General features: G+C 29.5%; 22 protein-coding genes. 4 read left to right on the top strand and 18 right to left on the bottom strand.

Going from position 1 to position 25,062, the window contains the following annotated elements:
- Positions 1-118 precede the first annotated feature (118 nt).
- Genes IR152_RS10250 through IR152_RS10240 form a run of 3 tightly spaced genes read left to right on the top strand, consistent with a single transcriptional unit; the run spans position 119 to position 2,565 of the window.
- Positions 119-1,093 carry a 2-keto-3-deoxygluconate permease gene (locus IR152_RS10250; RefSeq protein ID WP_227451754.1) on the top strand — a complete coding sequence of 325 codons (975 nt, stop codon included), beginning with the start codon at positions 119-121 and terminating at the stop codon, positions 1,091-1,093.
- A 20-nt stretch (positions 1,094-1,113) separates the two neighbouring features.
- Complete coding sequence (locus IR152_RS10245) at positions 1,114-1,389, top strand: UxaA family hydrolase (RefSeq protein ID WP_227451753.1); 276 nt, start codon at positions 1,114-1,116, stop codon at positions 1,387-1,389.
- Positions 1,390-1,401: 12 nt separating this feature from the next.
- Positions 1,402-2,565 carry a UxaA family hydrolase gene (locus tag IR152_RS10240; RefSeq protein WP_227451752.1) on the top strand — a complete coding sequence of 388 codons (1,164 nt, stop codon included), beginning with the start codon at positions 1,402-1,404 and terminating at the stop codon, positions 2,563-2,565.
- A gap of 161 nt (positions 2,566-2,726) precedes the next feature.
- Here IR152_RS10240 and IR152_RS10235 read toward each other — a convergent pair whose 3' ends face one another.
- The 13 genes from IR152_RS10235 to treB all read right to left on the bottom strand — a co-directional run bounded on the left by IR152_RS10235 (position 2,727) and on the right by treB (position 17,121).
- Positions 2,727-4,067 carry an MATE family efflux transporter gene (locus IR152_RS10235; RefSeq protein WP_227451751.1) on the bottom strand — a complete coding sequence of 447 codons (1,341 nt, stop codon included), beginning with the start codon at positions 4,065-4,067 and terminating at the stop codon, positions 2,727-2,729.
- A gap of 11 nt (positions 4,068-4,078) precedes the next feature.
- Positions 4,079-4,861: an ABC transporter ATP-binding protein gene (locus IR152_RS10230; RefSeq protein ID WP_227451750.1), complete on the bottom strand. Its 783-nt coding sequence runs from the start codon at positions 4,859-4,861 to the stop codon at positions 4,079-4,081.
- 14 nt (positions 4,862-4,875) lie between these two features.
- Complete coding sequence (locus IR152_RS10225) at positions 4,876-5,898, bottom strand: FecCD family ABC transporter permease (protein WP_227451749.1); 1,023 nt, start codon at positions 5,896-5,898, stop codon at positions 4,876-4,878.
- Between the two features lie 5 nt (positions 5,899-5,903).
- Positions 5,904-6,917 (bottom strand): FecCD family ABC transporter permease, encoded by a 1,014-nt coding sequence (locus IR152_RS10220; RefSeq protein WP_227451748.1) that lies wholly within the window; start codon positions 6,915-6,917, stop codon positions 5,904-5,906.
- Positions 6,918-7,045: 128 nt separating this feature from the next.
- On the bottom strand, positions 7,046-7,984 hold the full coding sequence (locus tag IR152_RS10215) for an iron-hydroxamate ABC transporter substrate-binding protein (RefSeq protein ID WP_227451747.1): 939 nt from the start codon (positions 7,982-7,984) through the stop codon (positions 7,046-7,048).
- 419 nt (positions 7,985-8,403) lie between these two features.
- Positions 8,404-8,721 (bottom strand): PTS lactose/cellobiose transporter subunit IIA, encoded by a 318-nt coding sequence (locus tag IR152_RS10210; protein WP_227451746.1) that lies wholly within the window; start codon positions 8,719-8,721, stop codon positions 8,404-8,406.
- Positions 8,722-8,733: 12 nt separating this feature from the next.
- Positions 8,734-9,465, bottom strand: coding sequence for a chitin disaccharide deacetylase (gene chbG, locus IR152_RS10205; protein WP_227451745.1), 732 nt, complete (start codon positions 9,463-9,465; stop codon positions 8,734-8,736).
- A 25-nt stretch (positions 9,466-9,490) separates the two neighbouring features.
- Complete coding sequence (locus IR152_RS10200; RefSeq protein ID WP_227451744.1) at positions 9,491-10,801, bottom strand: 6-phospho-beta-glucosidase; 1,311 nt, start codon at positions 10,799-10,801, stop codon at positions 9,491-9,493.
- A 75-nt stretch (positions 10,802-10,876) separates the two neighbouring features.
- Positions 10,877-12,190 (bottom strand): PTS sugar transporter subunit IIC, encoded by a 1,314-nt coding sequence (locus tag IR152_RS10195; protein WP_227451743.1) that lies wholly within the window; start codon positions 12,188-12,190, stop codon positions 10,877-10,879.
- Between the two features lie 21 nt (positions 12,191-12,211).
- The gene (locus tag IR152_RS10190) at positions 12,212-12,523 is read right to left on the bottom strand and encodes a PTS sugar transporter subunit IIB (RefSeq protein ID WP_227451742.1); all 312 of its coding nucleotides are present in this window, start codon (positions 12,521-12,523) and stop codon (positions 12,212-12,214) included.
- A 199-nt stretch (positions 12,524-12,722) separates the two neighbouring features.
- Positions 12,723-13,427: a GntR family transcriptional regulator gene (locus tag IR152_RS10185; protein WP_227451741.1), complete on the bottom strand. Its 705-nt coding sequence runs from the start codon at positions 13,425-13,427 to the stop codon at positions 12,723-12,725.
- Between the two features lie 535 nt (positions 13,428-13,962).
- Positions 13,963-15,621 carry an alpha,alpha-phosphotrehalase gene (gene treC / locus IR152_RS10180; protein ID WP_227451740.1) on the bottom strand — a complete coding sequence of 553 codons (1,659 nt, stop codon included), beginning with the start codon at positions 15,619-15,621 and terminating at the stop codon, positions 13,963-13,965.
- A 66-nt stretch (positions 15,622-15,687) separates the two neighbouring features.
- Positions 15,688-17,121 (bottom strand): PTS trehalose transporter subunit IIBC, encoded by a 1,434-nt coding sequence (treB, locus tag IR152_RS10175; RefSeq protein WP_227451739.1) that lies wholly within the window; start codon positions 17,119-17,121, stop codon positions 15,688-15,690.
- A 249-nt stretch (positions 17,122-17,370) separates the two neighbouring features.
- On the opposite strand from treB, the gene IR152_RS10170 reads away from it, so the two are divergent.
- The gene (locus IR152_RS10170; protein ID WP_227451738.1) at positions 17,371-19,110 is read left to right on the top strand and encodes an amylo-alpha-1,6-glucosidase; all 1,740 of its coding nucleotides are present in this window, start codon (positions 17,371-17,373) and stop codon (positions 19,108-19,110) included.
- A gap of 15 nt (positions 19,111-19,125) precedes the next feature.
- Here the strand turns inward: IR152_RS10170 and IR152_RS10165 are convergent, their stop codons facing one another.
- The 5 genes from IR152_RS10165 to IR152_RS10145 form a co-directional block, all read right to left on the bottom strand.
- Positions 19,126-19,857 carry a UTRA domain-containing protein gene (locus IR152_RS10165; RefSeq protein ID WP_227451737.1) on the bottom strand — a complete coding sequence of 244 codons (732 nt, stop codon included), beginning with the start codon at positions 19,855-19,857 and terminating at the stop codon, positions 19,126-19,128.
- Between the two features lie 396 nt (positions 19,858-20,253).
- A complete protein-coding gene (locus IR152_RS10160) occupies positions 20,254-21,972 on the bottom strand; it encodes a putative 2-aminoethylphosphonate ABC transporter permease subunit (RefSeq protein WP_227451736.1) in 1,719 nt (572 codons plus the stop codon).
- 4 nt (positions 21,973-21,976) lie between these two features.
- Positions 21,977-22,966 carry an ABC transporter ATP-binding protein gene (locus tag IR152_RS10155; RefSeq protein WP_227451735.1) on the bottom strand — a complete coding sequence of 330 codons (990 nt, stop codon included), beginning with the start codon at positions 22,964-22,966 and terminating at the stop codon, positions 21,977-21,979.
- A 97-nt stretch (positions 22,967-23,063) separates the two neighbouring features.
- Positions 23,064-24,113 (bottom strand): putative 2-aminoethylphosphonate ABC transporter substrate-binding protein, encoded by a 1,050-nt coding sequence (locus IR152_RS10150; RefSeq protein WP_227451734.1) that lies wholly within the window; start codon positions 24,111-24,113, stop codon positions 23,064-23,066.
- A gap of 277 nt (positions 24,114-24,390) precedes the next feature.
- Complete coding sequence (locus tag IR152_RS10145; protein WP_227451733.1) at positions 24,391-25,059, bottom strand: V-type ATP synthase subunit D; 669 nt, start codon at positions 25,057-25,059, stop codon at positions 24,391-24,393.
- Positions 25,060-25,062: the final 3 nt, after the last annotated feature.

Here is a 25,062-nt window from a genome sequence, read left to right as displayed (position 1 = left end):
CTACAGCATTTTAATCAATAATCAAAACCAATCATAATAATTTAAAATATAAAACCTATATATTGGCATAGTAATTGCTTTTAGATACCTATATAAAAATGAAAAGGAGTGATACTAGATGCACATCTTAAAATCAGTGAAAAAGATACCAGGAGGACTTATGGTATGTCCCCTGTTATTGGGAGCACTATTTAATACAGTATGTCCACAGGCTCTAGAAATTGGAGGATTCACAACATCCTTATTTAAAACTGGTGCAATGAGTATACTTGCTCTATTTTGTCTATGTAATGGAGCTCAAATTAACATAAGACAAGCAGGTAAACCTTTGACTAAAGGAATAGTACTTACAGCAACAAAATTTATAATCGGTGCAGTATTAGGTATTATCGTCAGTAAATTTATAGGACCTAAAGGTATAATTGGCATTACACCTCTTGCCATAGTTGCTACCATGACCAATTCAAATGGAGGTTTGTTTGCTGCACTTGCAGGTGAATATGGAGACTCTACAGATGTTGGAGCAATATCTATATTATCTCTAAATGACGGTCCTTTTTTCACAATGCTTGCTTTTGGCGTGACTGGACTTGCAAATGTACCTATAGTAGCACTATTTGCAGCACTCATACCAATACTACTTGGATTTATACTTGGAAATCTCGATGAAGATATACGAGAATTCCTTGCACCTGGTACAACATTATTAATTCCTTTCTTTGCTTTCCCTTTAGGAGCTGCATTAAACTTTAATCAGATTATAACTGCTGGATTACCTGGTGTTGTACTTGGCTTAGGAGTTACTCTAATAACAGGTATGGGTGGATACTTCGTAATGAAGCTTATACGTGCAGAACATCCAGCAGTAGGTGCAGCTACAGGTACAACAGCCGGAAATGCAGCTGGTACTCCTGAAGCTTTAGCGGCTATAGACCCTACTCTAGCTACAATTGTAGCCGTTTCAACAGTACAAGTTGCTGCTGCTATCATTGTTACAGCAATATGTTGTCCAATGTTAGTTTCTTATCTCGATAAAAGGGAAAAAAAGAAAAAAGCTCTTTTTAAAACAAATAAAAATATTGAAGTAAATTAATATTTAAGGAGGTAAAAGTAATGAATGCAATTATTCATGCAAATGAAAAAGATAATTTAGTTACATGTGTTAGACCTTTGATTAAAGGTGAAAAAGTTTCAATTGATGGAAAATCTTATATAGTAAATGATGATATCCCTGTTTTTCACAAGATGGCTACAGAGGATGTAAAAAAAGGTGATGTTGTCTATAAATATGGTGAAATTATAGGAATCGCAACAGTTGACATAAAAACTGGTGACTATGTACATGTACATAATATTGAAAGTACACGTGGTCGTGGAGACAAAAAATAGGAGGTAATTGAAATGAAATTAATGGGTTATTTAAGAGAAAATGGGCAATTTGGTATTCGTAATCATGTTTTAGTTATTCCAACATCTGTATGTTCAAGTGAGACAGCTACAAGAATTGCAGCACTTGTTCCAGGCGCAATAGCTATCCCCCATCAACATGGATGTTGTCAAATTGGTTCTGATATAGAACTTACAGCAAAGACATTAATAGGTTTTGGAAAAAATCCTAATGTTGCTGCCGTTTTAGTAGTTGGGCTTGGATGCGATGGTATTCAAGCAAAAGACTTAGCATCTGAAATAGCTACAACAGGAAAAAAAGTAGATTATGTTGTTATACAAGAATGTGGTGGAACGTTGAAAACAGTTTCTAAAGGAGCTGAAATAATAGGTAAAATGGTTCGTGAAGTATCAAAGAAAGTAAGGGTTGAATTTGATATGAGTGAGATTACATTAGCACTTGAATGTGGTGGTTCTGACCCAACAAGTGGAATAGCTTCAAACCCTTCAATAGGAGTTGCCTCAAACCTTCTTGTAGATGAAGGAGGAAGCAGTATACTAAGCGAAACGACAGAAGTAATTGGTGCAGAACATTTATTAGCTACTCGTTTTGAAGATGAAAAAATGAAAGATAAGTTTCTTAAATTTGTAAGTGATGTAGAAAAGAGAGCAATTGCCATGGGAGAAGATTTACGTAGTGGTCAACCTACTCCAGGTAATAAAGCTGGTGGGCTTTCAACAATTGAAGAAAAATCACTTGGATGTATGTATAAAGCAGGCAACAAACCATTCAAAGGTGCTCTTGAATATGCTGATATTGTACCTCCTGATAAAAAAGGATTATATTTTATGGATACTCCAGGACAGGATATAGATTCTATAACTGGTATGGTAGCAGGTGGTGCACAGATTGTAATCTTTTCAACTGGTAGAGGTACTCCAACAGGAAGCCCAATTTCCCCAGTTATTAAAATCACTGGAAATAGTGATACATACAACAAAATGCCAGATAATATAGATATAAATGCAGGTAGAATTATAACAGATGGTGCTAAAATAACAGATATAGGTCAAGAAATATTCAACGAAATAGTAGAAGTTTGTAATGGCAAATACACTAAAGCTGAAAGCCTTGGTCATAGAGAATTTGGTATTTACAGAATTGCTTCTACATTCTAATCTATAATAGATTATTAAGCATCTTTATATAAAGATACTATTCCCCTATAAATATATAAACTAAAAATCCTTTAACATAAAATTTAAAATATATAAAAATAAAAAGGCTATCTCTCAATAATCAAAATTATTTTTAGATAGACCTTTTTATTTTTAATTCTTTATACTTGATTTATTTTAAATTCCCTTTTTAAGAATAACAATACGATTATCATAGCAATAAAATCTGCAATTGGCTGTGCTAACCAGACTCCATCTAAATTAAATTGAATTGGAAGTACAATAATTAATGGTATAAATAAAATAAATTGTCTTAAAAGAGTTAAAAACATAGAGTGTTTAACCTTACTTATACATTGAAAATACACAGGTCCTACAATAGAAATCCCCATTATAGGCAATGTAATTAGATTTATGTTTATACCTCTTACAGCTATCTCCATTAAATCTGAATCTTTATTAAATATACCTACAAATACTTCTGGAAAAACTTGTACTACCAAAAATCCAAATGACAATATGATAATTGATACTATGATAGATAGTATTAAAGTTTTCTTTGCACGCTCATATTGTTTTGCACCATAATTGTATGATATTATAGTTTGCATACCTTGATTCAAACCAAACACAGGCATCATAAACATCAATAAAATAGATGTAAGTGCTGTCATAGCTCCGATAGCCAAATCTCCGCCATAAACTTTTAGAGAATTATTTGTAAACATATGAGTTATACTTATAGCTACCTCCATACAAAAAGGTGTTATACCTATTGCAAGTACCTTCTTTACTATATCTTTATCCAATTTTAAGTTACATTTTTTTAGTTTTAAATTAGACTTCCCTCTTATAAAGTAATGTGTTACCCAAATGAACACCACTATTTGACAGAGTACCGTTGCTATAGCTGCTCCTTTTATTCCTAAATCAAATACAAATATAAATATAGGGTCCAATATCAAGTTTAATACGCAACCTACAATCATTGTTCTTGCTGCTAATTTTGGATTACCCTCTGCCCTAATTGCATTATTAAGAGAAAATGCAACTAGATTAAATATACTTCCAACCAATATGACACTCATATAGTCTTTTGCATAAGAGATTGAATCTTTACTTGCCCCCAAAATAAAAAGTATATCTTCTAAAAAAACTAATCCTAATATAGTTATCATTAAAGATATAATTATAGATAGTGTCAAAGCATTGCCCAATATCTTTTCTGCTTCTTCTCTATTTCTTTCACCTAATTTAATAGACAATCTTGTGCTAGCACCTACTGATATCAGCATTCCAAAAGCTATTATTAGTGTAAATACTGGCATAGTTACACCAAGACCTGCGATAGCTATGGAGCCAATACCTTCCATAGAACCGATAAAAGCTCTATCTACTACATTATAAAGTGAAGTTACCATCATTGCTATTATTGCAGGTATCGAATATCTAGGTAATAAAATCCATATTTTTTCATGTCTTAATGCTTCTTGATTTTCCATGTTGTCACCATTTATACCATGTCATAAGTTATACAAATTGGTTTATTTGTTCTTGGGTCTGTTGCTATTTCTGCATCAATGTTAAATAATTCTTTTAGATTATCTTTCGTCATGACATCATATGCATCACCTTCACAAACTATTTTACCTTTCTTAATACCTATCATGTGGTCAGCAAATCTCGCTGCATTATTAAGTTCATGTATTACCATAACAATAGTTCTTCCTTGTTTTTTATTTAATTCATCTAACAATTTTAGTATCTCTAACTGATGAGCTAAGTCTAAATATGTTGTAGGCTCATCTAGTAGTAATATATCAGTCTCCTGTGCTAAAGCCATAGCTATCCATGCCCTTTGTCTTTGTCCTCCTGATAAATCTTCCATATTTCTATCCTTAAATTCTGCAATTCCAGTAACTTCTAAACTCCAATTTACAATATCTCTGTCCTCTTTACTAGAATTACCAAATCCACTCTTATGAGGAAATCTTCCATAAGAAATTAACTCTGAAACAGTAAGACCACTAGGAGCTTGAGGGCTTTGTGGAAGTACAGCCATATCTTTTGCTATTTCTTTAGATTTCTTTTTATAAATATCCTTTCCATTTATATATATACTTCCACTCTTAGGGCTAATAATTCTTCCTATAGTTTTAAGTATTGTCGATTTTCCACAACCATTAGCCCCTATTATAGTAGTTATTTTTCCTTTTGGTATATTTAGATTTAAATTTTTTACAATATCTGTATTTCCATATGATATATTTAAATTTTTAGTATTTATACAGTTCATAATAACACCCTTTCCTAATCATTTGCCAACATTAAATAGATAAAGTATGGCACTCCTATTATAGAAACCACTATACCTACTGGTATTTCTATAGGTGCCAGAATATTTCTAGATATAGTATCTGCTACTAAAAGTAATAATGTCCCTATCAGTGCTGATACTGGTATTAATCTTTTATGTTTTGGTCCTATTATCTTTCTACCTATATGGGGAGCTATTAAACCTATAAATGAAATACTACCTGCTACTGCTGTCGATACACCAGATAAAATTACTGCATATATTATAAGCCTTCTCCTTTGTTTTTCTACATCTACACCAAGACTTGTAGATACTTCATCACCCAAATTTAAAACATCTATATATTTAGATTTATAAATAGTTATCACCATAAAAATCACTATAAATGGAAGTACAGCTATTACGTATTTCCAGCTAGTTCCCCAAATACTTCCTGATGTCCATGCCATAACTCTATTAAATTCTTGTGTTGTAAATTTCAATTGAAATATCGTCAAAATAGAAGTAAAGGCTATGTTTACACCTATACCAATAAGTAGTAATCTTGACGAGTTTATACCACCTTTCCATGCAAGAGAATATATAAGAAATGCTCCAAATAAAGCTCCTACAAGTGCAACAATAGGCATTGTAAATACAGTCAAGTTACTCATACCTTCATATACATTACCATTCATAAGGTATATATAAACTACTACAAATAATGCAGCACCTGAATTTATTCCCAAAATTCCAGAATCAGCTAAATCATTCTTTGTAACTCCTTGAAGTATTACACCTGCTGTTGATAATGCAGAACCAACCAAAAGTGCTATTACTATTCTTGGTAATCTTAATTTAAATATTGCAATTTCATGATTACGCTGACCTTGCCCTAAAAAAGTCTTTATAACATCCATTGGTTCTATAGAAAATGAACCCATATTTAAACTCAATAAAAAAGTGATAAAAATAAGCACCATTAAAATTGATATAACAAGTAACGTTTTAGAATTTATTTTTATAATATTTTTCATAGCACCTATTTCTCCCCCTTTCTAACAAGATATATAAATATTGGCACTCCTATAAGTGCTGTTATAGAACCTACTGGTGTTTCATATGGAGGATTTATCATCCTACTTAATATATCTGTATATACAAGCAATACAGCTCCTAATACTAAAGAACTCGGTATTATATACTTATAATCTGAACCTACTATTCCTTTAGCTATTTGAGGAACTATAAGACCTATAAAAATAATATTACCAGACACTGACACAGATGCTCCAGTCATTAATATTACAAGTACTATACATATAAATCTAACAGTGTTAGTTTTTTGTCCTAATCCTATTGCCACTTCTTCTCCAAGACTTAATATAGTTATTCTTGGAGCCATAACCATGGCTAATATGAATCCAATACCTCCAGCTATAAATAATAGCTTTACACCTCCCCAATTTACTCCTACAAGACCTCCTGATATCCAGAAGCTCAATTGTTGAGATAGATTAAAATACATAGATATCGCTGATGCTAAAGAAATTAACAGTGTTCCAAGTGCTACTCCTGCAAGAGCTAATTTTACATTATTAGCTCTGCCCCTTGATTTGGAACTTATAAAATATATAAATAATCCACTTATACTTGCCCCAATAAATGCAAACATCATTACACTAAAACTTCCATGTATAAGTTGAGGAAGTTTTTTTTGAAGTACTAGTGATATCGAAATTGCAAATGTAGCTCCTTGTGTAATACCTATAACAGATGGTTCAGCTATAGGATTTCTTGTTATGCCTTGCATTATTGCCCCGGAAATTGCTAAAAACCCTCCAACAAGTGCAGCTGCTATTGCCCTTGGAAGTCTAACATCCTTTACTATTCTCATATTTATTCCATCTTCCATTTTTATCAAACTATCTATAACGGTTGATAGATTCATATCTTTTGCCCCAATAGTTATGGATAATACAATTCCAAACACAAGTACAACCATACTTACTAATATCAACAAATAAGTTATATTTTTTTTACTTAACTTAGTCAATTATCCTACCTCCTTTTCCCTTTTAATCGTCAGTATAATATCATCTATTAAGTATTTTTAATTTTAAGCTTTATTAAAAATAGGTGTGAAAAATGAATATCATTATCTCACACCTACTAAGTTAAGAATTACTTTGTTAATTCATTTTTAACTGATTCTAATAATAACTCTTTTCCAATTGGATTATATGATTGACTGAAAAATGGAGCCGCATCAAGTATTGTTACATTGCCATCTTTTACTGCTCTTATTTGAGCCCAGATAGCACTATTTTCTAAATCTTTCTTATCTGATTCTCTAGCAATTACAACTATATGGTCTGCATCTATATCTGTTAAACCTTCCATACTTACCATTGGTAGTGTTATTCCATCCTGTTTTGGCATATTCTTAGGTCTAGCTAATTTCATATCATCATTAATTAGAGTACCTATTCCACCATCACTAAATACCATAAATTGACCTGAACTTGCCAACACTGGTAAATAAGTTTTTTCTCCTTTCTTTTCTATAACTTCTTTACCTAATTTTGTAGCTTTTTCATCATACTTCTGTAGCCATTTTTTAGCTTCTTCTTCTTTGTCAAATAATTTTGAAATATCAATCAACTTACTTCTCCAGTCATTTGCATAATCTTTCATCATGACTACAGGTGCTATTTCTTTTAATTGGTCATATATTTTCTCTTGTCTTTGACTCATTATTATTAAATCAGGATTTACTTCTAATATAGCTTCCATATCCATAGTATCCATCATTGAGTGTCCAACTATTTTTACATCTTTAAGTTCTTCTCTTATGTAACTTGGTAATTTATCAGTTTCATATGAGTCTACATTTGCTGTTGCAACAGGTTTATGACCCGATAATAATAGTTCTTCACTACTTCCTGATATATCAACTATTTTTTTAGGATTTGATGGTATCTCAATCTCTCCTTTAACAGATTGTACAACTCTTGTTTCTGATTTATCTTTATTCCCTGTATTCTTATCTGAACATGCTGTAACAAGTACTAGCGTAGTTATAATAGATATAAATATTGCAAGTGATTTTATTTTTTTCATGATTATTTCTCCTACTTGTTTATTATACTTACATGATATTGATTATCATAAGCACATATTTATTATAGCATTTTTCTATTTTTAGTCAATATTATTTTGTAAAAGGATAAAAATTCCTAATTAATCTTAATTATATATACTACAGATAAGGTTTTCTTGTATTAAACAATAGATTGATACTTAAACTTTCATATATATAGAATGAATTTTCAATTAAACGAATATGGATGATTAGCTTATTGTTGAAAAAATTGAAGATGTAGTTGTTGATACTAGTATACCTTACAATTATGAGAAACCTAAATTTTAAAACATCAATAAAATGATAATAGATTACTAAATACTATTTCAATAAAAAAGAGTATCTATAATAATTATAAAAATTATTTTTAGATACTCTTTTTGATAGCAATTTTAAACTACTTATTTTCCAATCTTTCATATACATCTATAAATTCTTCTGCTAGCTGTTGAAAATTCATAGCTGTCATTAAATGGTCTTGTGCATGAATTAGTATAACACTTATCTCAGTTTTATTACCACTGGCTTCATTTTGTATCAATTCTGTTTGGAACTTATGAGCTTTGTGAATTGATTCTTTTGATTTTTCAATGCATTCTCTAGCTTTATCTATACTCCCGCTCTTTGCTTCTTTTATAGCTTCAAATGCTAGCCCTTTTGCATCACCTGCAAATCCAATTATTCCAAAAGATATTTCTATCATTTTTTCATCCATTTATTCTACCTCCTAAATATCTCTATAGCTTGATATGACTAATCCATTCTTTTCTAAAAATTCTTTGACTTCTTTAGATGTAAGTATCTTGTGCTCCTTCGTTCTATCAATAGCATAGGATGTAGAATTCAAAATATAATCATCTAAAAAAGCTGGGTGAGACATAATATCCACTACATCATACTTCATTATTTCGTCTATATTTTTTATAAAATATTCTTCACTTACATTTTCCTTATAAAAACTATCTATTAAAGGAACTATTTTAGAATACTCTAAATTATATTCAAATCCGCCTCTTATTGGAAGATTATACTTATTCACAATCTTCTCTATTACTGGCTTTAAACTTACTAAAGTATGAATATGATGGTGACTGTCTAAATGAGATATATCTATTCCAAGCCCTTCTACTCTATCTATTTGAGCACAAAGTTCTCTATAAATCTCATCACAATCCATTTTTTTAATAACTTCGTCTGTAATCCTTCTAATAAAAAAGCCATCTTTGTCAACAATAGTTTTTAAGTTAGATAATAATGGTCTACCACAACTTAAAGTCATATGAACTCCACAATTTAAAGTTTTATTTTCTTTAAGTAACTTAACTCCATGTTCTACCCCGGGCATGTTTGCCATCATAGAAGTAGACCTAACTATTCCATTATTATGAGCTGACATTATCCCATAATTCACAGCTTCGCAATATCCAAAGTCATCTGCATTTATTATAATCTTAGTCATACCACAACCTACTTTCTATAGACAACTATCTATTAAATCTAGGAAGATAATTTTTATGAGCTTCCAACATTTCATCTAATATAGTTTTTGCTAAATCATCGGATGGAATCAGCGGATTTATACAAAGTGCCAAAAGAGCAGATTCATAATCACCATATACAGCTGCTTTAGCTGCCAATACTTCAAATGATTTAATTTGACTTACTAATCCATGTACAGAATCTGGTAAATATCCTATGCTTAATGGTTTTGGACCATTTTTTGTTATTACACTACTCACTTCTACAGCTTGTTCATCTTTAAAATCTCTTATAGAACCATTATTTAATGTATTAACTACTTGGATGTCTTTTTTATCATTATATATAGAGCTTATTAAATTACAAGCAGCATCACTATAGTAAGCTCCTCCTCTTTTTTCAAGTTGAGGTGGTTTTATATCTAGTTTTTCATCCTTATATAATTCAAATAATTGTTCTTCTAATTCTTTAACCACTTGACCTCTAGCTTTTCCCTCTTTAAACTCTCTCAACTCATCTTCAAGCATTTCCTTAGTTTTATAGTAATATCTATGATATGGACAAGGTATTGCACCTAAAGATTTTATAAATTCTGCATTAAAATCAATTGCCTTTATATTTTGCATACTTATATCTGCTTTGACAAATTTGTCTATTGCTTCTTTTGTAACATCTTCTCCATCCAAAGATACATTTAGACCATAAACCATGTGATTAAGACCTGCAAAATCCATACTTATTCTGTCACTTTCTACGTTAAATAGTTTAGCAATATCATTTTTCAAATGAATTGGTACATTGCATAGACCTATATATCTTTTAAAATTAGTATATTTGAATACAGCTTCTGTTATTATCCCTGTTGGATTTGTAAAATTCACCATCCATGCATTTGGACATAATTCTTTCACATCTTTTATTATATCAAATATAACTGGTATTGTGCGAAGAGCTTTAAATAAGCCTCCAGCACCATTAGTTTCCTGACCCATAACTCCATAAGATAAAGGAATAGTTTCATCTTTAATTCTCGCATCTAAAAGACCTACTCTAAGTTGTGTTGTCACAAAATCTGCATCTTTTAGAGCTTCTCTTCTATCCAAAGTAAGATTTATTTTCATGTCTATTCCAGCTTTTTTTACCATTCTTTTAGCTAGATTTCCAACTATCTCTAGTTTTTCTTTTCCATCCTCTATATCTACAAGCCACAATTCCTTTACAGGTAACTCTTCATATCTTTTTATAAAACCTTCTACAAGTTCAGGAGTATAACTTGAACCTCCTCCTATTGTAACTATTTTTAGTCCATTTTTCATCTCATTATACCATCCTTACCTATAATTTAGTATATATTTCGAAACCCCATATATTTATCAACCAGATAAAACTACCTAGTTGTTAATTTTCAACTTCTTAGCTTCCATTTTTTCAGATGCTATGACAAATGGAATATATATTAATATTGATAATATTAAATTAAATAGTGCTAAAGCTCCACCAGTCCAATCACCTGTAGCCATTGCTCCACCTAATATAGGAGGCGTTACCCAAGGTATTTTAGGTAAAATTACTGGTGCTACTAACCCAAAATCTATTGCTAAGTATGATATAGCACTACATATTACTGGTGCAAGTACAAATGGAATCATAAATATAGGATTTAAAACTATTGGAAGTCCAAATATCAATGGTTCCCCTATGTTGAATATTGCTGGTGGTCCACCTAATACTATCATTTCTTTACGTCTTCTTCCTGCTATTATTAAAGCTATAACCAATCCTAATACCATTCCAGAACCACCTAAATATACAAATGCATCAAAGAATGAGCCTGCAAGTACATGGTATCCTTCTGTTGCTCCTGCTTGAGCCAAGGCAGCATTTTCTCCACCTAACTTCATAAGTATAGTTTCTGTAAAAGGAAGTGCTATATTTGCACCATGAAGACCAACAGTCCAAAGTATATGAATTATAAATGCAATAAGCATTGTAGAACCTAGACTATCAGCTACATTTGATAGTGGTGCTCCTAAATAAGTATTTAAAATATCTGTTAAGAAACTTCCATTTGAAAGCATCTTTATAAATATTCCTATTACAGTAAATATCATTATAGTTAACATTCCTGGTATTAACTTTGCAAATGACCTTGAAACTGCTGGTGGAACTCCATCTGGCATTTTTATAGTTAATTTCTTTACTTTAGATAACCTTACAAATATCTCAGTTGATAATAATCCTATTAATATAGAAGAAAATAAGGCTGCTGTACCTAAGTAAGTTTGTTGTATCATTCCCCATCCTTCAACTGCTGTAGTTCCACCCTCAGGAACTATTTTACCGATTTGTGGAGCCATTATAAAAAAGATAGATAATGCTATAAGACCAGCTTGTAACCCATCACTTTCATAAGATTTTGCTAGAAAATAGGCAACACCTATTACTAAGAATACTGCCATTGTACCTATTGCTCCCCACCAAAGGTCGCTTCCAAATGTAGTCCAGTTTTCTCCAAATATACTTGCCATCAAATTTTTGTATGCTTCTAATGGTAAGTTATTTATCAATGTTCCTAATGCACCTACCATAGTTATAGGTATCATTGCTATAAATGCATCTCTTACTGCTACTAAGTGCCTTTGAGCTCCTATCTTAGCAGCTACAGGCACTATATATTTATCCATAAATGACATGAATTTTTCCATTTTACATCCTCCAGTACAACTTTATTTTGAACTATTTAATTCTACTGCTCTATCTAACACAGCTTTTCCATTACATCTTCCATAATCCATCATATTTATAACTTCAACTGGAATATTATGTGGTTTTGCCATTTCAGTTGCTTTTCCCAATACATATCTAACTTGAGGTCCTAAAAGTAAGACATCACAATTTTCTATTTCATTTTTTAAATTCACTTCTGATATAGCCCATATTTTTGCTTCTATATCGTTTTCCTTTGCTGCCTCCTCCATTTTTGTGACCAATAAACTAGTTGACATTCCTGCTGAACAAGCTAACATTATTTTTATCATTTTTTCCCCTCCAAATTAGATTTATTAAATATTTTTTAAGTCATAATTTCTTTAAACTATACATTTAAAGTATGCTTTTCTATTAATTATTATCTCAATGTATATATCTTATTTTTAAATGTATATACATTTAATCTTGATATTATTATATATCAAATGTATATACATTTCAAGAAAACTTTTTCATTTTATTTAAATTTTATTCGACAACAGCACTCAAAGTTAAGGTATATCCATGATGATATGTGTGTGAGTATTCAAAAATCTCACTATTTTGTAACTTACATATTTGATTTATATACAAAAGAGGCTCTGGCTCTTCTAATTTTAGATTATCCATACATTCTTCATTTGATATTACAGCTTGGACCTCTCTCTCTGACACAGCTATCTTGTATCCACACACTTCTTCAACAAAATTATAAAGAGAATTTTCACAATGTGTCTTATTTAAATTTGGAAATAACTTAACTGGCATATAAGTAATCATATATGAAACTCTTGCATCATTTGCTAATCTTACTCTTTTGATTTCCCATACGTTTTCTTCTAAACTTATATTTAATTTACTTGATAATTCTTCATCTGCTTGAACTATTTCAAGAGATACCAATATATTAGATACTTTATATCCTTTGCTTTCCATCTCTTTAGTAAACCCACTTACAGATGATATATTATCGTATATATTATTTGCAAGAACTATACTCCCTACTCCTCTTTGTCTAGTTATATATCCCTCTTTAACTAGATTATTAAGTGCAGACCTTACAGTCATTCTCGTTACATTAAACTCTTCACTCAACTGTTTTTCAGAAGGTATTAAATCTCCTTCTTTCAAACTATCTGAATTTATCAAATCTCTAACATGATTTTCTATAACTTTATAAATTGGCTCTTTCATTTAATTCACTCCTCATTAATTAAATCTTTTACATAATAAGATAATTTTATATACAAATAATGAAAATGTCTATACATTTAAGATAAATTAAATTTTATTCAGTCATCTTATTATAGTTTTCCAAGTCTAATTTAGAGATATAGCCATAAAATTTATTGATGAAATCTATTATAAATATAAGTCTATTTTTCCTTCATATGATTTTCTACATAGGTCATTATATTTAGCAACTATGGATATTCCTGAAAAAGGAGTCAAAGGATTAGAAGTTAAAATCAAATTTTAATTCATTTAAATATTTATTTTGAGAAAAGAAATTTAATTCTAGATTAATAAAGATAAATATTTTTTAAAATCAAATAATTTTCTCAATATAATAAATTTTCTTAATACAGGTAATAATTTGTATGTATGGAAAAAATATTAAAATAAGGCTATGATTCTTTCAATCACAGCCTTACTAATAAATATTAAATTATCACTTCAAAACTAAAATTTATTTAAAGAGTACACATAAATATTTTCTGATTTTAGATTATTTTTCATTTTTAAATAAAACTATACATTCATATGGTCTTAAAGTAATTGTTGAAGTAACTTTTCTGTCTTCATAATTAGATATTATACACTCGTATTTTTCAAGCTCTTCATTATCTAAAATAACATCAATTTCTTTATCATAAAAGTTATTTAACACCACTAAAGATTCCCTTTCGTAACATCTCTTATATGCAAATATAGAATCATTATCTTCTAATAATGGCTTAAAATCCCCATATGCTACTACATCATACTTTTTCCTTAATTCTATTAACTTCTTATAATAATAAAGAATAGAATCTTTATCTTTTAAACTATTTTCTACATTTATATTTCTATAATTATTTATAACTTCTATCCATGGTTTTGATTCACTAAAACCTGCATTCTTACTACCATTCCATTGCATAGGTGTTCTTGAATTATCACGAGACCTTTCCTGTAATATCTTGTATATCTCTCCATCTTTCATTCCTTGAGATTTTAATATCTCAAAATAATTTAAACTCTCAACATCTACATATTGTTTTATATCAGTAAAGTATGCATTAGTCATACCTATTTCTTCACCTTGATATACATATGGTGTTCCTCTTAAGAAATGAATCATAGTGGCTAACATTTTAGCGGACTCTTTATAATACTTTTTATCATCTCCAAATCTAGATATTATACGTGGTTGGTCATGGTTACACCAAAATACAGCATTCCATCCATTACCTTTTTCCATTCCTATCTGCCACTCATTAAGTAGTTTTTTTAATTTAACAAAATCACAATCTTGCAACATCCATTTATTTTGATTTTTATAATCGACTTTTAAATGGTGAAAATTAAAACACATAGACAATTCTTTCTCATCTGGATTTGAATATTTTATACAGTTTTCTACAGTCGTAGAAGACATCTCACCTACAGTCAACATATCATGTTCTAATACTCCACTTTCTTCACACATTTCTTTTAAGTGTTGATGTACTTTTCTACCATCTGTATAAAAACGTCTACCATCACCTTGTAAATCATCTTCATATTTCTCTGGTTTAGATATTAAATTTACTACATCAAATCTGAATCCTTTTATTCCTTTATCTATCCAAAACTTTAATATATTTTTTAATTCTTTTCTTACATTAGGATTTTCCCAGTTTAAGTCTGCTTGAGTTTTATCAAATAAATGTAAATAATATTGATTAAATTTCTCTACAAACTCCCAAGCATTGCCTCCAAATTTTGATTTCCAATTTGTTGGAGCACTTTTATCTTCTTTAGGATTTTTAAATATATAAAAATCTTTATAGTATTCATCTCCTTTAAGTGCTTTTTTGAACCACTCATGCTCTGTAGATGTGTGATTAAATACCATATCAAACATGATACCTATATTTCTTTTCTTAGCTTCTTTTATTAAATTTTCCAAATCATCCATAGTTCCATATATAGGGTCTATATTATAATAGTCAGCTACATCATACCCATTATCATTTTGTGGTGATACAAAAAATGGAGTAATCCATACATAATCAACACCTAAAAATTCCAAGTAATCTAATTTTTCTGTTATTCCATTTAAATCTCCTAAACCATTATTTGTTGTGTTATTAAATGATTTTAAATATATTTGATACACTACACTCTTTTTAAAATCTAACATATTATCTCCTATCTAGCCAATGCATATTAACATCCCTTGATATAAAACCAAGGGAATTGTATTTATTTATATGTTGTCATTTGCATTAAATTTACCACTCTTATAAAATAAGTACGTTAATCCTATTGTTATTACAAATGTTATTGCCATTCCTGTGAAATATACACCCCAATATTCAGGCATTACTGAAAGGAATGAGAATACTCCTCCAACTCCAACAGCTGTAGCTTTAACATTGTGATATGATATAAATGCTCCTCCTATTGCACTTGCTACCATAACTGCTATAAATGGATACCTAAATCTTAAGTTTATACCGTATATAGCTGGTTCTGTTATTCCTAGCCATGCTGATATAGTAGACGTAATAGATACACCTCTTAGGTTCTTATTATTTTTTAATATGAAAAACATTGCTAACGTAGCAGCTCCTTGAGATAATGTAACAGTCTCTGATATTGGCCACAATGTTACGTATCCTAAAGTTCCTGCCATTTGTAGGTTTACTCCTAAGAATAAATGATGCATTCCTGTTATTACTAATGGTGGTGAAATAAATGAATATAACGCTCCTGCTAAAACTGGTGCTACTTCAAATAAATACACTACTCCATTAGTTATCATATTTGCGCCTGTCATAGTTATAGGACCTATAACTACAAAAGTTAACATACCTGTAATTAATAAAGCTATCGGTGAAACTAATACTAATTGAACTGCATCTGGAACAGTCTTTTTTAAGAATAATTCAAGTTTAGCCAAAATGTATGTAGCTATTAAAACTGGTACTACTTGACCTTGGTATCCAACTTGAGCAACCTTCATACCAAATATATCCCATGTTGGTGCTGCTGATGGATTTGCCGCAAAATCATATGCAGACATCAAAGCTGGATGAACTAATACAAGACCTAAAACTACGCCTAATAAAGGATTTCCTCCAAACTTCTTAGCAGCTGACCAACCTATTAATGCTGGTAAAAATGTAAACGATGTATTTGCTATTAAGTTTATAATACCTGAAATTCCAGCAATACCTGTATTTACCTCTATAACAGACTGCTCATAAAAAATCCCTGGATTAGCTATCATGTTGTTAACGCCCATAAGTAACCCTGATGCAACTATTGCTGGTAATATAGGAATGAATATATCAGCAAGAACTCTTATAAACTTTTGTAATTTATTTGACTTTTCATTGACTTGTTGTTTTATTTCTTCTTTGGATACCTCTTCTGCTCCTGTTTGATCTATTAAATCTTTATATACTTTATCTACTCCAACTCCTATTACTATTTGAAACTGTCCACCTGCATTGAAGCACCCTTTTACTATATCAATGCCTTCTAGTTTATTAATATTTGCCTTGCTAGTATCTTTTAGTATTAAACGTAATCTTGTTACACAGTGTGTTGCACTTTGTATATTTTCTTTTCCCCCAACATACTCAATAATTTGAGAAATACTTTCTTTTGAATTCAATGCATTATTCTTCCTCATATCCACTTATCCTTTCTCTTTTTCATTATTAGCAACAAGTTGTTTAAACAAGCATCTTGTTTGAACAACTTCATTGTAATATTTTACGTTAACTTAGTCAATAGTTTTTTGAAAACATTTTCTTATTTATTTTTTTGATAAATTAACTCTTGATAATTATTTTATTATTTGGTAAGTTAAATATATAATTACTTGTATAAACAAGTCAAATAAATATATAAAATAAATTATGAAAGGACTATACTACAAATGAATATAAAAGAAATTCCATTTAGTTACTTTGGATCTTATATGTCTATTTCCTATTCAGATGAACTTGGATTTACATTAAAATCATTAAGAGGAAAAGCAAAGAAAAATATGGATGTACTAAGGATTATACCTACAGTAAATAACATACCTGTAGATTATGAATTTGAGGCTAATTATTTTAGTATATTAATTAAATTCAGCAGTGGTAGTATATCTATATGTTTTGACGGAGATTCTAAAATCGTATTCTATGGTAAGGGAGAAAATGTAGGGCTTAAATTAGATACACTTCCTATATACAATTTTGAATATAATTATCTTCTGGGGAAAAAAGGTGCAGAATATTGTGTTATAAATAGCTACAAAAATTTAACTAAGTTTTTAGTATTCTCTGTTAATGGTAAGGTTACCTTATCACAAAACATATTTATAGATGGCTGTGCTTCTACAAATAAAGCTAATAATACTTCAATAATAGATGTTAGCAGTAATAGTGATAATGAATTTATATGTGTTATAGAGGATATTCCTACTCATATGAAGATTCCAGATTACAAGGAATATAACTTTGAAACTTCATTAAATAAAACAAAAAAATTATTTGATGAATATTATCTAGCTCAACCTAAAGTAGATGAAAAGTATAAAAACTCACTTTTAAGAGCGAGTTATATAAACTGGTCTTCTTTTGTTAAGCCTCAAGGATATCTAAAGAGATATACTATACTTGCTTCAAACTCAACATTCTTAGGTGCATGGAGCTGGGACCACTGTTTTAACGCATTAGCTTTAGCTGGTGTAAATGATAAATTAGCTTTTGACCAAATGGCAGTACTCTACGACTACCAAGATGAATATGGTCAAATTCCTGGTTCTTTAAGCGATTCTACTATTAGATGGAATTTTACAAAGCCACCTATTCAAGGATTATTCTTTAGTAAGATGATGAAAAAAATTAACTTTACTAAAGAAACATTAGAGGAAATTTATAATTACATAGAAAAACAAGTATTGTTTTATGTAAAGTTTAAAGATTCAAATATGGATGGTATTTTTGAATATCACCATGGAAATGATTCTGGTCAGGATAACAGTACAATATTTAAAGGAGCCATGGTTGTTGATACTCCTGATTTAACAGCCTTTATAATAAATGCTATGGACATGCTATCAAAAGTAGCTGAAAAACTAAATAAGAATAGTGAAAAAGAGTATTGGTCTAATAAAGCAGACGAACTTACAAAGTTATTCTTAAATTATTTTATAGTCGATGATTTACCTGTAGCTCGCGAAACTGTAACTGGTGAAATACTTCCTAATAATGCCTTACTTCCTCTTGTTTCTTTAGTGCTAGGAAATAGACTTCCTAAATATACTAGAGATAAAATGATAGCTTTAGTTACTAGCGAAAGATATTTAACTAACTGGGGAATCGCAACAGAAGCTATAGATAGTGATGAATATCAAGATGATGCTTATTGGAGAGGTCCTATTTGGGCTCCTACTACACTGTTATTTGTTGAAGCTTTAGAAGAGTGTGGTGAAAATGAACTTGCAATAGATATTGCCAAAAGATATTGTGAACTAGTTGATAAAAACGGCTTTGCTGAAAATTTCAATGCTATTACAGGAGAAGGTCTTAGAGATAAATCTTTCACCTGGACAGCTAGTACTTTCATATACTTAGCTGCTAAAGTTTATAAGTATAACTCTCAAAGAATTAATAATATAAAATAGAGTACAATTTGTACTCTATTTTATATTATTAATTCTTTGAGATTGATGAAAAAATATAAATCCATCAGGTATATGTCTAGACTGCGTATATTCAAACATTATACCTTGAGCATTATAAGTATTATTGCTAACAACTGCAACACAATTATAATCTCCTAATTCTAAATATTTTTTATCTAGTTTAGTTGCTTTTTCAACTGTCATAGTTCTTTTTGTCGTTACTATAGTTTCATTTAATTTACTTTCCATATATTCATATATAGAATTAGATGCTATTTCTTCATTAATATCTTTTACTATATCCTTCATAAAATAATTATGATCCATAATAGATGGTTTATTTTCTAGAATTCTTACTCTTTGTATATAATACACTTCTGTTCCAACTTCAAAGTTAGTTATTTGACTTTTTTTATCATCTATAATCATTTCCTCAAAATGAACTACTTTCGTTTTATATTCTTTATTGTTTCTAATAGCAGACTCTTTAAATGACTCTGTCCCCCCTAACAAAAACTCTGATTGTTTATTAGCCTTATAAATTATAAATACTCCTTTTCCATGCTTACTTTGAACATATCCTTGGTTTGCTAATTCCTGTATAGCTCTTCTAATTGTATTTCTAGAACAACTATACTCTTCTATTAATGTGTATTCTGATGGTAATAAATCTTGGTATAAATATTCTTTATTTTCTATTCTATTTTTTAAATCTATATATATATCATAATACTTGGCTCTTCCCATTCTAACCTCCCAATTTTATATAATTATTTAATTGTGTCTTATTTCTAATAACTATGTATTAATATAATATATTATAAATTAAGCAAATATCAAAATAAATATAAATTTAAAACTGAAACTAAATTTTTTTCTAAAAAACTTCAAATATAAACACTATTAAAATATTGGTTTGATACTAAACTTGATAATACTCTAAATCCAATCTTCCAGTTACACCGAAAATTTTAGAGAAAGTTTTAGTAGATGTTTCTTTATTTGATAAATATAATCGTGCAGACTCTTAAATATATAATAGCAAAAGGAAAATTAAAACTAATAATATTAAAAAGTCTATTCTGTAAATAATAAATTATAAGAATAGACTTTTTAAATTTGTGTTTTTGTAGGATAATTTATTTAATTAAGGTTTGTTCTTTTTTCTAAACGATTCTTTATAAATTCATGTATTGCTTTCACTAATATATTTGTAATTAGTATTAATACAGCTAGTGCTGCTGCCTGTGCTGTACTTCCCTTATCATCCAATTGTACAATTGATATTGCAGCTACCTTTGAACTTGCAGTATATATAAAAACCAGTGCTGATATTGTAACCATAGAGTTTAGGAAAAAATACATAAAGTTCTCTAAAACTGCTGGCAAACAAAGTGGTATAGTTACATTCTTAAGAATTGATGCACTGTTTATTCCCATTGACTTAGCTACCATATCCAACTCTTTATCTATTTTCTTAATAGCTGTAGTAGCAGTTATAAATGCTACTGAAAAGAAATGAACTATATTACATATAACCATTATAAGTAATGTTCCATATAATCCATTAAACAAATTCTTAACGTATATTGTATCCATAAAATTAAACTCTAGTTTATTAAAAAATAGTACATAAGCTATACCTAACACTAACCCTGGCAATGCCATAGGTAATGTACTTAGAAAATATCCAAATGATTTTAAATATGGAGCTTTTTCCGTTTTTTCATTTAGATATGCAAATAAGAAAACAAAGCTTGTCCCTAGAATAGCTGTCAATAGTGACATTTTTATTGAATTTATAAATGGTTTAATTCCATCAATACTGTTTTTCATTGAAAAGTGTTCCAGTGTAAGTCTTAAATCATATGGCCAAACTGAGATTAGTGATGATAAGATTACAGTTAACATTACAGCTATTATACCAAATGCAATAAGTCCTACAATCCCTCCTAGAATTCCATCTCTTAACTTATTAGATTTAACTTTATATGGAATCGACTTTGAATTTATATATGAATTTTGATTTTTTTCAATTTTTTTAGTCACTATAAAAGATATTATTGCAGGTATTAAAAGTAATATTGATACAGTTGCACCCATTGGCATATTTTGTTGACCTATAATTTGCTTATATACATCTATTGATAATACATTAAACTCTCCTCCAATTACTTTTGGAGCTCCAAAATCTGTAAAGCACAATGTAAATGATACAAATGCAGAACTTATTAAAGAATATTTTATACTAGGGATTGTTATACTTATAAACTCTCTTAACTTACTTATCCCCATAGTGTTACTAGCTTCATATAATCTATAATCAGTTGAATCTAATGATATATAAAGTATTTGAAATGATTGAGGAAATACATATATAATTTGTGCTAATATTATTCCCACTGCTCCATATATTGGAATACTTACTCCAAGTAAATTAGTTACCAATCCTTGATTTCCAAATAAATATACTAGACCTATTGCATGCATCATTGTTGGAGCAAACATAGGGAACATTGCTAATGATTTAAAAAAACCTTTGAATTTAACCTTTGTTCTCGTTAATGCATATGCATATACTAATGCAAGTGTTAATGATATTACAGTTGATATAATAGACACAAATACTGTATTTTTCAAGGAATTCAACAGAGTTTCAGAAGCCAAGTATTCTTTAAAATTTTGTAATCCAACAAAAGCTCCATTCTTATCTAAAAATGCTTGTATAAATAGATAGATTATGGGCGCTAATAAAAATATTACTAAAGACATGACTAATACTGTAAGCATACATTTTTTTACATCTAAATTCATTTTTGGTTTAAGACTTATACTTTTAGAACTTATAGCATTATTATTCATATACTTATGCTCCTTTAACTTTTGGATACTTTAAATAGTATTTTTCATCTATATTTATCTTTACAAGGTCGCCTTCTACTAAATTTAAATTAACCCACTCTTTTATAGAAACATCACTTATTATGAAATTTTCATTTAGTTTATCTTTTATTTCCACTCTTAACAAATTACCTCTAAATTCTATATTTGATATTATTCCTTGATAATTTTCTTTTGTTGATTTCTCTATTTGAACATATTCTGGTCTTACGGTTAATATAGAATCCCCATTATCAAAACAGTTTGTATCTCCTATAAATTGAGCTGTAAATAGATTTTGAGGATTTTGGTATATCTCTTCTGGAGTTCCTATCTGCATTATATCTCCTCCATTTAAAATGGCAATTTTATCTGCCATTGTTATAGCTTCTTCTTGGTCGTGTGTTACCATTATTGTCGTTATATTAAGTTCTTTTTGTAATCTTTTAATATCCATTCTAAGCTTGTGTCTAACCTTAGCATCTAATGCAGACATTGGCTCATCTAAAAGTAAAAACTTTGGTTCAAGTGCTAATGCTCTTGCTATTGCTATTCTCTGTTGTTGCCCACCTGATAATTCTTTAGGATATTTATGAGCTTCATTAGTCAAGCCAACTATTTCAAGCACTTCCTTAACTTTATTATCTATTTTTTCTTTTAAAACTTTTCTTTCCTTAAGTGGAAAGGCTATATTGTTATATGCAGTCATATTTGGAAATAATGCATATGATTGAAATACTATTCCAAAACCTCTCTTTGATGGCTCTAAATTTGTAATATCCTTATCTTGAAGAATTATAGCTCCACTATTTACATCTTCAAGACCTGCTATTATCCTAAGTAATGTAGTTTTACCACACCCACTAGGTCCAAGTAAACATAGAAATTCCCCTTCTTCAATATCCAAACTAATATTATTTAAAATCCTTTTTTGGTCATAATTTTTAAACACATTATTTATTTTCAAGTAACTCATATCCTATCTCTCCTTATTATAGTTATATTTTTTATTTTAAATTCTATACTTTACCTTTTCTTCTAAAATTATTTTATCTGAATTATTAAGTTAAACTTTACTTACTTTCAGATTTTGAACCATACTTTGATTCCCAAGTTTTAAGTACTGTACTTCTGTTTTTGGCAGCAGAGTTTAAATCAACTTCTTCTATTAACTGTTCAAATGGTTGTTTAGAATAACCTTTTGGAGCTGGATTATCTGTCTTTATAGAAGTAACTGCTACTTCATGTGCATATCTATCCATAGCCGAATCACTCATTGCCCAGTCTAAAAATAACTTTGCTTCCTTTTTTATATTATCTTTTTTAACTAAGGCATTTGCTTCTAAATCCCAACCTGAACCTTCTTTTGGAAATACTACTTCTATAGGTTCTCCACTGGATAATTGTTGCGTAGCTCTATATCCAAGTGTAATACCTATTGGATACTCTCCAGAACCAGCTAACTTCGCAGGTTTTGAACCTGAATGTGTATATGTAGCTATATTTTTATGTAATTTATCCATATAATTGTAAGCATCTTTTTCACCCATCATTTGAATAAGCCCTGACACTGTAAGATACCCTGTTCCAGATGATGCTGGATTTGGCATTGTTATAAGTCCTTTATATTCTGGTTTTATTAAATCTTCATAACTTTTTGGAATATCTATACCTAATTTCTCAAGTTCCTTATAATTAACTACTATAGCTGTCTCTGGGATACTCATTCCTACCCAAGATACATCATCTTCAGTATCTTTAAATTTTTTATCTACCTTATCATAATTTTTAGGCTTATACGCTTCAAATACTCCATCTTCTTTTAGCTCTATCATATTCATTGCTGATAATCCCCATATAATATCAGCTTGTGGATTATCTTTTTCTGCTAATAATTTTGAAGCTATTACACCATGGGAATCCATAACTATTTCTACATCTACATTAGGATACTCTTCTCTAAATCCTTCCATGTAGTAAGCTATTTGCTCTTCTTCTAATGCTGCATATATCGTAAGTTTATTATTTCCTTTTCCTTGAGTAGTTTGTGGTGTTGTTGATATGCAACTTGTCATAAATGCAATCACTACAATACACAGACAAATAAATAGAAATTCTTTCATATCTTCCCCCTTTTATGCTTTTATCTTTTTTATTTGTTTTTTATTGTTTTTGCTTATGTTTATATAATACACCTAATTTGTTAATATAAAGTTAATTGTAAATTAACAGTTCGTTAATTTTTAGAAATTTTTGTTAAATATATTGTTTTTAGTTAAATACAGTCTGTTTTTAAACAATATATTAATTTTCATAATATCTATACTTTTAATTTAAACATAAAAAATAAGCCTAACCTCTATAAATTAGAACGTTAGACTTATTTTTATAAGTATTTAATTATACAACCAAATCATTTTTTTTCTTTTCTTCAAGTGCTTTTTTAAGCACCATATCCTTAACCTTCATAAGTCTAGTAGTACTTGCTCTCTCATTTTCTTCAAGCTTCATAGCTATATACTTTATAGTCTCAATGTAATTTGGTATCATTACATTTTCAAGAGCATTAACACGTCTACGTGTCTTTTCTATCTCTTGAGCAAGAAGCTGTGCACTTTTTTCACTCTCTGCAAGTCTTAAAAGTGGTTCCATAGCAGCTGAGAATGCTTCCATAGCAGAATCTAATTCACCTGATGTAAAAGCAAGACCATAAGGATAAATATCACTTTGATTGTTTTCAGTTTTAAAGTCAAACACAGGAACATCAACACTCATTATATTTCTTGTAGAAACATCTACTGAAACAGATTGCTTTGGCATCATAAGTGCTGAACCTAGATACTCCTGACTCATAACTGCTCTTGCGATTATAAAATTTTTATAAGCACCATCAAGAGCATTTTCTGCTTCTTCACGCAATCGCTTATTTTCTCTTACAATCTCAAGAAATTGTTTCATAAGTTCATCAAGCTTATCTTTAAGAAGCTTATGACCTCTTGTAGCAGTTTTAAGGAGTTTCTTAAGTCTAGTCATTTCCATACGTGTTGGATTTATATTTAATCTAGCCACAGA

It is taken from the genome of Clostridioides sp. ES-S-0108-01 (assembly GCF_020662285.1).
GTDB lineage: Bacteria > Bacillota > Clostridia > Peptostreptococcales > Peptostreptococcaceae > Clostridioides.
Note: the sequence above shows the minus strand (reverse complement) of the source record. Positions and strands in the feature narration are given on the sequence as shown.